This is a genomic window from Mycoplasma sp. 125 (assembly GCF_051549845.1).
Lineage (GTDB): Bacteria > Bacillota_I > Bacilli_A > Mycoplasmatales > Metamycoplasmataceae > Metamycoplasma.
Genome location: NZ_CP196079.1, coordinates 257210 through 269960 on the forward strand (window position 1 = coordinate 257210; position 12751 = coordinate 269960).

The window sequence follows — 12751 nt, forward strand, 5'->3', positions numbered from 1 at the left end:
GATCCTATTTTTATTTAATTGTCTAAATCCAAATAAATATACTCAGTGGCCTCAGTGTTCATTTTCCCATTAACAATTATATCTAGGCATTTTACAGAATATCTGATAGCAGGTTGCTTCTTTTCAAGACCTTCAAGTACAAATTCCATCTCTATAACATGACCAGAAAGATATTTTAAGTTTCCTAATGTTGATGTAAAAGATAAATATTTTTTAAAATTTTCATTTGCTTTAACATTTTCGAACGTTCTTGAAGGGTCATTAGCAACTTTTGATGTAATTCCCTTATCAATTGGATAGGAATCAGCTCTAATTTTTTGCAATATTTTCATTAATTCTTCACGAGGTAACTTTTTACCTTCATTTGTTAGGGTATATGAAAACGAGTTTTTTATTTCGCCTAATTGTGAAGTCGTTAGAAGTTTTGCTTTAGGACGTTTTAAAGGGTTTATTTTGCCTGTTGCATTATTTTGACTTTTGTCAGGCAAAAGCTGATTGTTTTGGCTATTTGTCGGTCCTCCACACGAAACAGCTATTAGCGGAAATACGATTCCACTAAATGAACTAAATATTAGAAATTTTTTTATCTTTTTCATATCTATATTATACCACTCCATTTTTTAATGTTTTAAATTAATCAGTTTGCAATTTGACTATTCCATTGGCTTCTTCTTGATAATTTCTATCGACACATTTTATAGTGTATTTAATTATTGGTGTTTGTCCATCAAATGCCAGTTTGAATTCATATATATGTGCTGAACCTAAACCATTTAATTTATGATATTTAAATGAAAAGTTTTTTTTAAATTCAGCATCTCAATTAATGATTTGAAAAGTATTTATTTTAGTATTATATTTTGATTTTGTAAACTTATCTCATAAGGCATATAATTTTCCTTCTTCATTTAATTTTTTGCCCTCAGGTTTTAATGTGAATTCAAATTTGTCTTTTATTTCTTGAATTTGTGAGTCGGTTAATAATTGTACTTTTGGTTTATTTGGATTTTTTTTATCAAAATTACATGATAATGTAACAATTGGCAGTGTGAGGATAGAACTAGTAGCAATTATTGATAAGAATATTTTCTTCTTATTTTTAATCATTTTTTTCTCCTTATTTAATTTTTATATCTTGTAAATAATTTAAGTTATTTCAACCAAGTGGTTTAATGATGTTATTTTGATAAATAATTTTAGAAAAGCTATTGATGTTAATTTGATTTATAAGATTTATTGAATAACTAATTAGATTATTAATTTCATTAATAAGTTTTAATTGGTTTTCTACTTCTAAATTACTTAGATAAGTGATAAATAATGTTTCTTGTGTTTTGCTCAAACTATTTTTGAGATTTATATTATTATTCACTAAAAAATTATGCAATGAAATAATCTGTTCAAAACTAGTTAAATAATCTTTCTTATTTTTAGATATAAGGTCAATTAATTTATTTAAATTATTTTCAAAATTTGTTAATTGTTTGTATAAATATTCTGGTGTTGTTCCTTGGAATAGTTTAAATGTAGATTTTTTGTATATTGATTTATTTCTCTCAAAAAATTCTTGATATTTTTCAAAGTTATCAATTTTAGTTATATCTATGTTTAGCCGGCGGTCGATAGAATTAAAAATCTTTTTAATCAGCAGTATCCTTTTGTTAATAAATTGATTATCCTTGGTGATCATTATAGGAATATTTACATAAATATTCTCATTTGAATTAGATGTTTTATAAAAATTATCAATTATATTTCTTAGGTTAGTTTCAATAAATTTAAATCATGTTGATTTAATCTTGTCTTCAACAAAAACAATTAATGGATCATTTAGTCTATTTTTATTTTGGTATTGGAATGTATCACTTAATTTTTTATTATTCGCTCCAAAAATAATAGGTTTCGATATTTGATTATATGCATCCTTTAGTTCACTTATTCCAATAGCTTCATTAGAAGCTAAAATATCAAGATTTTCTGGTGCTTGACTTAATCATAGATTTTTGTCATCCTCAATTAGGCTATACTGGTTTATTAGGTTGTTAAATAATGATTGAAATGTCAAATTATTTTTGCTAAGTTCTAGTGAGTTATTATCTTTTAATCCATAATATAGTTTCATAAAGTTTTTATTCATATATTTCGTTTTTATATCAGGATTTTGGTTAATGATAATATTGTTGTTAATTGAATATCTATTATAATTTTTTTGATATGAAAAATTATATTTCTTATAGTTTTCAAGAATATAGTTTTTTTCATCTAAATTAAGGTCTTCATATTCTATTTTTGAAATAATATTTTGCTTAAAAGCATTTAATGATTGGAGTGAAAACGTAGATTGCGATAAGGGCAACGAGTTGTATTGAATGATTATTTCTTTAAGATTATCATCTTCATTTTTTTGATAGTTTTTATTTATTTTTAAGGTAGTTTCATTGGCATTCATATGCGAAATAAAATAATTACTTGCATAAAATCTGTTTTGGTAGGTTTCACCATAATTAAAAAATCAATCAAGATTTTTTAGGGGATCTTTGTAACTTGATTCTATTATTTCATAAGGAATTGCATCTAGATAATTTTGAATAATAAGGATATTATCAAATATTTGTTTTAGATTTTTAAATGATCCGCCCCTTGTTTTAATAGTAATTTTATTATTATCAAAATTAAGTAGTGCATCAACATCAATATCATTTTGAATTAGGTAGTTATATAAATCGAAACCATCATTTTTTTGTAGTTTTTTATTGTTATATTTTGAAAGATCAATCTTATGCTTTGCAGCAAAAGAGTGGCGATATTCTTTGTTTCGTAACAATTTTGATAATAGCCCCAGTTTAAATGATTTGTGGTTAATATGGTTATTGGTATTTATAATATTGCCTAGGTAATTAATCCAAACATTATCTCTATTTTTGATGTCTATTATAACTTTATTTGTGTTATTCAAATCTTTAGCAAAGTTTGGGTTATTTATTGATTTGATATCACTCGAAGGAACAAATAGGAAGGGTGAGTTAAAACCATTACCCTTATCCTTTTCAGGCTTAAAAATACCATTTTCTGGTTTGTTTGATTCATTTTCATAATCTACAATATCAGTATTATCATTACTATATTCATTAGTGCCTATTGGTGTTGTGATATTAATTTTGTTGGCCCATTCTAATTTATAATGAAGTTCTGAGGGAGCTAAAACAATATTGTCTCTAAAATCAATTAAGGGCTGTTGGCTTGATTTTATTCGTATTAGTTTTGCTGCTGTTGCTAGGTTAATTTTGTGAATATTTTTACTAGTATAGTTATCATCAAGGTAGCTAAAGCTAGCATAATCATTACCATAATTATTTTTTTCAATGAAACGATATTTATTGGTGTTGAAATTATTTTTTACACATGATATTGTAATTATGGGCATTAAACTGATTAACGGTGTTAATAAAATCATTTTTTTGTTCATTTTATTTCCTCCCTTAGTTTGTTTAAACATGACTATGAAAACTTAAAAGCATTATTGTTGTGACAATAGAAGCAGCAAAAATTATTAATGTTCGATATAAAGTTTTAGTATCTTTGTTTCTTATATGAATAAATTCAGGGACTAGTTCAAAGATAGCGGTAAATATGATAATTGCGCCTCCAAAAATCAATAATGAGGATTGTATTCATTTTAAATCATCGTTTATGAATCGCCCAGTAAATGCTCCTAAAAAAATGAAGGGGATTATAAGTAAAAAAGTTATGAAATTATATAAAACTGCCTTTCCTTTTTTTTCTCCATATTTAATTTGACGGAAGTATATGATTGTGACTTCAATAAGGATATGGATGGTAAATGTTATTAGTAGAGTAAGTGAACTTGAAAAAGTATTTTGAGTAAATATTATTTTAAATATTGAATATCCAATAAAAAAACCATCAATTATTCTGTGACTTAATAACATAACAATTGCTAATCAAGCTGCTTTGGGGTTATCAATATCTTTGAATGAAATTAGGTGATCTGAGTGGTTATGTTCTTCATGACTTTTATGAGGATCTATTTTAGATTTTCTAATAAATAAATACCTTCCTGCAATAACAACACTAAAGCCTATTAATGCACTTATCCCGAGAATACCGGCAGTTACTAGTGTCCTGTTTATTTCTGAACCAAACTTATTTGGGCCATCATGTGTAAAATCGATAGCAATTTTATATCCTTCTCGCAAAAAACCGAATGCCCCTATCATTAAAAACATTCCAGTTGAAAAAGCATACATATAAATAATTGCATTACCTTTTTTTGCTTTTTCAGATGGCTTTATAAACGAAAGGAGACCTAATAATATGAGTGGTAAAATCATTAATATTGGGATATAAACTAGTATATTTATAAATATGGTTAATTCTATATTATTTTCAAATGCAGTCCCCACGTTATTTATTATCATATATTTACCTCCTTTCACAATGTTTATTAATTCGTAATTTTGTAATAATTATACAATATTTTTATAACTATAATATAAAAAAAAGTGATAAAATTTGATTATGAAAATAAGAAAAAAGCTATTAAATTTGTTATTAATTTCTCCTATTGTGGCAATTCCTTTTGCGGTTTTAAGTTGTAGTCAAAATATTAAAAAAGAAGTATATTTAGATATTGATAAGGTATCGAGAGTATTTTTGAATAGATTAACTCTTAGTCAAATAGCTTCAATAGAAAAAGATGAACATATATTTTATTGATTCGATAAGAATGGCCGCCATAATTTTGATGCAGTAAAGATAGAAAATAAAAAAATGTACCTACTTAATAAAAATGAATGGGTTGAATATAAACCGGATTTTCCATATAGAAATAATTGAAAGCAGTTTACTACTGGCAATAATAATATTCGTATATTCGATTCAGATGAAAAGAGTGATATTAATAGCTTTTTGAATGAATATTCGTTTGATGATGTTGACTCAGCAGGTTCTTTTAATGACGAATGATTTACAACTCTATCATTGATATTTGGGAAAGATTTTAATAGAAATAGGGACCCCTATTTCGAGGACATACAGACAGTAATTTTTAGATTGAACCAAGATATTGATTTGAATTATTCTATAATGAATCGTAAATATCTTATTAATGCTAAAAAGCATAGGGTATTGTTTTCAAATTGAATTCAACCTCAATATATACAAGCAAAATCTTTTTTGTCAAATGAACATAATGAGATGAGATCAACATTTGTAAAACTATTAAAACTTTATTTAAATAAGTTTAACGTTGATGTGGCATCAATCGATATTGATTGAAGCAATAGCGAAATAAAACATTCATACTCTGGAGCTACAGATTATATTTCCTTTGAGATAAGTAGTATTAAGGATTGGAACGGTCAAGAATTAATAAAATCTAAAAATAAGAATAAAAAGTATTATTTAAATGGCTTCAGAAATTATGCCACAAATGGAAAATTTGGGGTCGGAACTAAAGGAATAAAAGAAGAATATCCATTATTTACTGATTACGTCGAAAATCCCCTTTTATTCATGGATGGAAAGAGATATCTAACAATTATTGATAATATTAATCACTTCATAAAGTCATCAGGTTCAAAAGATTATTGAAATGCCAAAGGTTTGATGAATTTATTTTGAAATCTAAAAGATGAGATCTTTGTAATAAAGATTCCAGAATATAGAAAAAAAGAAGATCTTGAATATAAAATAGTTGATTTTGAATTTACTGATTATTTCGACACTAATCAGGTTTTTAGAGCAATTGTTCAGGTTACTAAGAAAGATGGCACAAAAAAGAAATATTCCTGGTTAAGTTCTAACTTTGATGATCATGGACACAGGTTAAAGGGGTTGATTACTAAAAATAAAAATAACGCAAATATTTTACCTGAGGATATTTATTCATTTAAACCAAGTAATAATGGGATAAAAGCTGGCATAAAACTTTCGGATTTTGTTAACAGTAACAAGGATTCAGCGTTTATGGAAGGGCTTAATGAAGCATCAAATAAGATGGATAAATTGTTTAATTATTGAAATAACGATAGTAGACAAAATTTTGATGTTTCGCTTTTAGATAATAATTCATATCAAGTCAAGGTGCTTGAAGCATATATTAATAACTATTTATTAGCTTATGCTCTAGAAAATAAACAAGGCAAAACATTAGATGGTATAAAGAGAATTGAACTTAATTTAATACCAGAAAAAAATAAATTAGGTCAATTATATATTGAATTAAATTTTATTTCATTTAATAATCCGTCTGATTTTAAGTATAAATCAAAAAATGATAAAGTTATAGCAAAGGCTTCTGTTTATTGAAATTATTTTAAGGGCTATGATGTTCAAAAATCTAATGATATATTTACACTTATTAATTTTGAAAGGTTGGTATAACTAATGAGGATCAAAAAAATTTTGACTAGTTTTTTGGGATTATCTTTATTTGGATTGCCTGCTATTTCAATCTCATGTATAAGATATCCAAATGATTCAGAAAATGTATCATTAAATGAATCGATAGAAAATAAGAGTAACATTGTTGAGATAAAACTTGAAAATAAACCAACACTTGAAATAAAAAAAATATACGATAATGAACTCTTGAAATTATTTTTAGAAGTTAAACAGACGTATCGAAATTATCGTAAGCGATATATTAGAATTATAAGAAGAATAGATGCTTTTAGAAACAAGGTTGCTGCATTAATTATCGACCAAGGAAAACCTGAGAATTCAAAAAAAATTAATGATTTTTTTGTTAAATGATTAGAAGAAGCAGGTAAACAAAAAACAAGTTTAGCTAAACTTTTAGATAAATATCAACTAATTTTTCAAGATGTTGATGCCGTTTTGAACGATGTTAATTTAGTTTTTGATAATCAACAGTTTATTAAATTTATCGAAATTATTGATAAGAGATTGAGTGGAAAGGATATTAATCTTGGTGAGCTGCAAAAGTCCATTATCGATGCCTGAGATTTTTTAAGAAAGAATGTATTTAATGAAAAAAAAGTTTCGAAAATAGAAGATCTTGACAAGATAAATATCGAGAGTGACAAGAATTCTCATACTCATTCACATGCCATTGTTAATCTTACCTTTGAAATGGGGTTATGGCATTTATTGTTAAAAAAGAGTGTAAAGGATCAAAAAATAATAGGTGAATTAAAAAAAGATTTTAAAGTTTTAAAAGAAAATGTTATTGACAACATTGGCCAAAAAAACTATGAATCAGATTATAATTTTTTAATTAAACTATTTAGTGAAAATATGGATTTTAACAAATCTAATAATCTAATTAATGATGAATATCAAGCCAAAGCTAAACAAATTATGGAAAGTATTAAGAAAATATTGATTGATGTTGCCAAAAAGGAAGGTATATCTGATAAATTAAATCTTAATTAATTGAATTATTTAAAAAAATAGGCCTAAGTTGAATTTCTTTGCGAAGTATGCTTGGCCTATTTTATTTTGTTTTTGGGTTAAATGTATTAGCTAAACCTGATGATAGTAGCTTTAAATTTATTGAAAAAGCAATTATAAATATTGATGCGGTTAAGAGATATCCAGGATTATTGGATACCAAACTAATTGCTTCTTTTAAAATGAAACCTATATTTATGCTATTTGAATCATTAATAAAATCTAGGAATGCTAATGAAGAAGCAATTAAGATATTAATAGAAAATCTTTCAACTAATATTATTAGAAAGTTTGCAAAAATTCTTTTGAAAATATGATTATAGGCAATTCTTCAATTTGATGCACCAACAGCCCTAGAAGCAACGATAAATTCTTGTGTTAGCAAGGAATTGATTTCTTCTTTTGCAAATTTGAAATATGAAATTCAGCAAATTATTGATAATGATATAAACAACCCATATAAACTTGTTCCGATAAAAATAGATAATAGAAAAACTCAAATAATTTCTGGGATAACGCTAATAGAGTTGATTACTCTATCAATAAATCGTACAATTATATTTTGTTTATAAATATTTATAATAACCGCAAAATTAAAACCGATAAAAATATTAATAATAATTGCAGCAAGAATTATTAAAATAGTTGACCAAATAGATGTTATCGTTCTGGCGTATATATCAATTCCTTGGTTGTTTGTTCCTAGAAATAAACCATTAGGAATTTTTATGGGCATATCTTTAGATAATTGTAAGAGATTTACTGCTTTGATTAGATTGTAAGGATTGTATGTTAAAGTAACAATATCTGTATAAATAGTTTGCTCTCCACCAATATCTCTCGCTGAGTCAAATTCAATTCAAAATATTAAGTTTCTATGTTCACTAGCCGCTGATTTTGCTTCCAGTTTTGCGATGTTTCTTATAAAATCTAATTCAACACCACGATTAAAGTTTTTTGTTATTTTTTGAGAAATATTTGATGGCAGGTCATTAACTAGTGTTGTATTTTCATTGATTGAGTGAGTAGGAGAGTTTTTAATTAAAAATGTGGCAATTAATAAAGCTAATATTAAAATAGCAAAGCATATAAAACAAATAAGATTAAATTTATTGGCAAAAAATCTTTTTCAGTATTGTTTTGCGGAATTTGTATGGATAACATAAGGATTCGAATTCGATTTTTTTTCTCTTGCAAAGTTAAATAGATTATTGTGCATTTTTACCTCGTTTATATTTTTTAAAAAGAAGTAAAGAAGTGAATTCGTTTTTCGGGCTCAACTTTATTATAGCGATTTTATTGATTAATAAAAGAAAACTTAGTAAAATAAAATTAAAGATAAAGTAAAACATAATAATATCTACTTCACCTTTTCTGAAAGCAAATGAAATTAATAAACTTTGGCCTGGGATTGAAAAAATTCTTTCAACTAAAATTGTTATTGTGAATAATAAAACATAGAGAACAAAAAATAAGTTGAGTTCACCAATTAACAATTCTTTTAAAACAACTTTTTTTAGTAAATCACGCTTTTTCATTCCATATGTTTTTGCAAATAGATAATAATCTGATTTAAGAATTTCAAACGTTTTTTTTCTTGATTTAGAAAAGAAGATAGCTACTGTTGGGAGTGAAGAAATTAGTATAGGAACTATTAGCGAAGCAAAGCTAAGTTTACTATTTAAAAACTGCGAGGGATAGCCAAATATGTCTGCACTTGATAAAGCAAGAATGCAAATAATTAAGATTGGTAAGGAACCTAAAAAAGAAATAATAATAGAGGTTATAACATCATATGATTTATTAAATTTATAAGCAGAAAACACTCCTAATATGTTGCCGACAATAAAGCTAATAATAAATACTGATAGACTTATTAAAAAGGTCCAACGAAATTGCCGTAGGTAGAGAAATAAAATGTTATTTTCAACACTTGCTAATTCATGAGAGTATATTTTTCCGGGATTAAATGTAAATAAATTTGTTAAAAAGGTCTTAAATCTAGCTCCATAGTTATGTGAAATTTGTGAATAAATAGCTATATTTTTTTTAATTTGAGGTTCAATTAAAACATTTATTGCAAAGAATATAATAACAATTGAAATAAAGAAAATAAAAAAATAGAAAGCAATATTTTTGAACAAGTTTATCTTAATTTTAGTTGTCATAATTTACCCCCTATTTTTAACTCTATCTATCATTGGCGTATTTTGAATGCGTTATTCTTCGTGATGGTCATCGATGTTTTCTATTTGAATTGATTCTGTTTGAACTATTTTTTTGTCTGCGGTGTTATAGAAATTTATATTTAAATTAAGAAGTTATCTACAAATTTAGTTTTTGAATCATCAAAATTGATACTAAATTCAATATCATTTTTATTCTTATCAACTTTTTCGATTGGTAGTGTTTTTTGTAATTCTTCTAATAAATTTTTAAAGCCTTTTCCCTGTTCTGCTTTTAGTTTATTCAAGAAATTAGTTTGTGCTTCTTTTTCTTCAATTTTATTTTTTAATTTTGTTGTAAATTTTCAATTTGAAATCGTTTTTACAGGTTCGATTTTTTTGAAACCAATTAATGTAAATCTAATTGTAGTATTTAAAACCTTGAATTTAATATCTAGGTGGATTTCACCCTCATCATCATGCGAATGAGTTGAAGCGGAGATACTTAATTCTTCTTTTTCTCTTAATTCATTTTCGATAAAAATAATTGAATATTTTGAAAAAACTTTTTTAACATCTTCTCATTTTTTTGCTGATTTTAATTCCTTAACTACATCAGAAGCAATAACTTCTTCTTGATTTTCGGCTATTTTTTGAACAATTAATCCTGATTTTTCTTGTGTGTTTCTTTTATTGAAACTTGATATTGCTAGTTTTATTTTTTCTAATAATGATTTAACCTTTTTTTCGTCTTTTTCATCTTTTTTAAGTTTATTTATCTCTTCTAGTATTTTTTGAGCATTCTCTTTTTCATTTAAATCTTCCTCATATTTAATAATTTTTTGAATTTGGTCTTTTTTTGAAATAATTTGGTTGATTTCCGCAGTTGAATCGCCATTTTTATTACTACATGATGCAACTACTAATGGAGTGCTTAAAACTGCTATTAAAGGTGATAGTGATAAAAATAACTTTATGTTTTTTTTCATATATTTACCTCATTTAAAATTAAATTACTTTAATAAATTATAACAAAAATAGTTTAACTATATTTTTATTTTTTTTGCATTTTTGTCTTATTTATGCGATTTTTATTAAAATAATGTGAAAAATTAAATAAAATTTAAATTAACAAAGTAATTAACTAAAATTAATTATAAAATTGTTTCCAATTGGTATTATAAACTTGTTGCTGAAAGGTTAAGATGTTATATGAGTAAAAAAGATTTATTGATGTTAGAGAATCGAATAAATTCATGTACAACCTTTGGAGAATTTTTAAGAAATATTTTCACAATTGCCAATATTAAGACAAATGATGTTTGTAAAAAGATTAAAGCCGATCGAAGAAAAATATTTAACTTGTTAAACGATTTAAGAGATGATGTTAGTCTTAATTTAATTCAAGATTTAGAAAAAATGCTAGACCTAAAAATTGGCTATTTAACAAATAAATGATATTTTTTTAGAAATAATCTTAATGTTGGCCCGTTAGACAAAACAGAAATAATTAAAAAACTAGGCTGGGAGATACTTGAAAAAAATCGTTATCTTACTAATATCTTAGGTGATAATAGGCTTAGCCAGTCGCCAAGTGAAGAAGAAATAATTGAATTTCTTGAAAAATATTATGGAACATTGAACATCGAGGAATATTCAAAGTATATTTCAAAACATTTGTATATTAATCATTGCAAAATTACAAAACATAATAGAATCCCTTTTATTCGTTTTTGTGAATTGTTCATTAGAGAAAATTTTAAAGGAAAAGACATTGCTTCAAGATCAAGATTTAAGGAATATTTACCAAAATTTGTTATTGTTAGATTAATTGATACACTGTTTAATGAAATTGATTCTTTTGATGAAAAAATTAGTAAAGTTTCTTTGCTTCTTAAAGATAGAAATATTGAGTTAATAAAACTGCCCTATATTGAAAAAACGATGACAAGATCGATAACCTTTTCATTTGGTCCTAAAAAATATATTATTATAACTGATATGTATAATTCCGAAATATTGATTTTATTTTCACTATTTAGAGAAATTATGATTTGCTTTAATCCTTGATTATCAAGAGAAGAGTATTATGAAGAATTTAGAAAAAAATATGATATTTGAAGAGGATACAATAAGGCTAGAAATTTAAGAATGATTGATGATATTTTAGAAGGAATTAAGCAAATTTCTTTGCTTGATAAGAATAATGCTAATTTTTATGAAAATATTCTTGAAATTTATAAGAGCATTGCTAAAAAATATAAAAAAATAAAATTTTAGATGTTAAATATTTTAAAAACTACTAAAAATAAGTTGATTTATAACAAAATAAAAAAACATAAAATAAAGGCTGATATCTTTTTTTATTTTTAATGTATTATATTTAAAATAAACTAATAATAATTTAAATTATGAATACCTAATAGAAATTAAGATATATTTAGCTTGGTTTTTAAGTACTATATTAACTTAAAATTAATTAAATAAGGAGGAAAATTATGAAAAAAACTATCTATCTAGCTGGCGGATGCTTTTGGGGTGTGCAAGCCTATTTTTCGCGTTTAAAAGGTGTTATAGAAACTAAAACTGGTTATGCAAACGGTAATACTGATGTAACCTCATATTATCAAATTAAATCAACCTTACATGCTGAGACAGTGAGGGTCATTTATGATAATGAGAAAATTTCTTTAGAGGAACTTGTTTTACACTTATTTAGAATTATTAATCCAGGATCCTTAAATAAGCAGGGAGGTGATATTGGTATCCAATATCGAACCGGTGTATACTATGATAATGAAAGTGATTTTACTAAATTAGAAAAGTTATTTAATATTTTAAAGGGAAATTATAGTGAATTTTATGTAGAACTTTTACCTCTCACAAATTTTGTAATCGCAGAAGAATATCATCAAGATTATTTGCAAAGAAATCCATCTGGTTATTGTCATGTAAGACTTGATATTGAACCTGAATTAAATGAGAGTGAGAAAAAAATTATTAATTTATTAAAATAATATCATTATATTAAGATAGGTAACGAGAAAAAAACATAGCAAGAAAAGCTATGTTTTTAGTTAAATCCATATTATTTCGTTTATTTTTTTAAAAAAATTCAAATATAGTTAACATAATACTTAGTAAAATTA

At 25.1% G+C, this 12751-nt stretch carries 11 protein-coding genes; 4 read left to right on the plus strand and 7 right to left on the minus strand.

Annotated features, from left to right (window positions below; genetic code table 4):
- Nucleotides 1–14: 14 nt before the first annotated feature.
- The 4 genes from ACSH4Z_RS01040 to ACSH4Z_RS01055 are packed head-to-tail and all read right to left on the minus strand — an operon-like array spanning nt 15 to nt 4439.
- Nucleotides 15–596 (minus strand): hypothetical protein, encoded by a 582-nt coding sequence (locus tag ACSH4Z_RS01040; RefSeq protein WP_438340768.1) that lies wholly within the window; start codon nt 594–596, stop codon nt 15–17.
- Nucleotides 597–633: 37 nt separating this feature from the next.
- The gene (locus ACSH4Z_RS01045) at nt 634–1107 is read right to left on the minus strand and encodes a hypothetical protein (RefSeq protein WP_438340769.1); all 474 of its coding nucleotides are present in this window, start codon (nt 1105–1107) and stop codon (nt 634–636) included.
- 10 nt (nt 1108–1117) lie between these two features.
- On the minus strand, nt 1118–3466 hold the full coding sequence (locus ACSH4Z_RS01050) for an OppA family ABC transporter substrate-binding lipoprotein (protein ID WP_438340770.1): 2349 nt from the start codon (nt 3464–3466) through the stop codon (nt 1118–1120).
- A gap of 22 nt (nt 3467–3488) precedes the next feature.
- The gene (locus ACSH4Z_RS01055) at nt 3489–4439 is read right to left on the minus strand and encodes a hypothetical protein (protein ID WP_438340771.1); all 951 of its coding nucleotides are present in this window, start codon (nt 4437–4439) and stop codon (nt 3489–3491) included.
- A 100-nt stretch (nt 4440–4539) separates the two neighbouring features.
- Here ACSH4Z_RS01055 and ACSH4Z_RS01060 point away from each other — a divergent pair, with 100 nt between their 5' ends.
- Both ACSH4Z_RS01060 and ACSH4Z_RS01065 read left to right on the plus strand, forming a co-directional pair.
- Nucleotides 4540–6405, plus strand: coding sequence for an MAG3240 family lipoprotein (locus tag ACSH4Z_RS01060; RefSeq protein ID WP_438340772.1), 1866 nt, complete (start codon nt 4540–4542; stop codon nt 6403–6405).
- 3 nt (nt 6406–6408) lie between these two features.
- The gene (locus tag ACSH4Z_RS01065; RefSeq protein WP_438340773.1) at nt 6409–7419 is read left to right on the plus strand and encodes an HxHSH motif-containing lipoprotein; all 1011 of its coding nucleotides are present in this window, start codon (nt 6409–6411) and stop codon (nt 7417–7419) included.
- Nucleotides 7420–7480: 61 nt separating this feature from the next.
- On the opposite strand, the gene ACSH4Z_RS01070 is transcribed toward ACSH4Z_RS01065, so the two are convergent.
- The 3 genes from ACSH4Z_RS01070 to ACSH4Z_RS01080 form a co-directional block, all read right to left on the minus strand.
- The gene (locus ACSH4Z_RS01070) at nt 7481–8656 is read right to left on the minus strand and encodes an ABC transporter permease subunit (protein WP_438340774.1); all 1176 of its coding nucleotides are present in this window, start codon (nt 8654–8656) and stop codon (nt 7481–7483) included.
- Nucleotides 8646–9605, minus strand: coding sequence for an ABC transporter permease subunit (locus ACSH4Z_RS01075; RefSeq protein ID WP_438340775.1), 960 nt, complete (start codon nt 9603–9605; stop codon nt 8646–8648). Before ACSH4Z_RS01075 ends, ACSH4Z_RS01070 begins: the two co-directional genes overlap by 11 nt.
- 140 nt (nt 9606–9745) lie before the next feature.
- Nucleotides 9746–10591, minus strand: coding sequence for a Vmc-like lipoprotein signal peptide domain-containing protein (locus ACSH4Z_RS01080; RefSeq protein ID WP_438340776.1), 846 nt, complete (start codon nt 10589–10591; stop codon nt 9746–9748).
- A gap of 223 nt (nt 10592–10814) precedes the next feature.
- On the opposite strand from ACSH4Z_RS01080, the gene ACSH4Z_RS01085 reads away from it, so the two are divergent.
- Together ACSH4Z_RS01085 and msrA are read left to right on the plus strand one after the other, a co-directional pair.
- Nucleotides 10815–11882, plus strand: coding sequence for a hypothetical protein (locus ACSH4Z_RS01085; protein WP_438340777.1), 1068 nt, complete (start codon nt 10815–10817; stop codon nt 11880–11882).
- 218 nt (nt 11883–12100) lie between these two features.
- The gene (msrA, locus tag ACSH4Z_RS01090; RefSeq protein WP_438340778.1) at nt 12101–12619 is read left to right on the plus strand and encodes a peptide-methionine (S)-S-oxide reductase MsrA; all 519 of its coding nucleotides are present in this window, start codon (nt 12101–12103) and stop codon (nt 12617–12619) included.
- Nucleotides 12620–12751 lie beyond the last annotated feature (132 nt).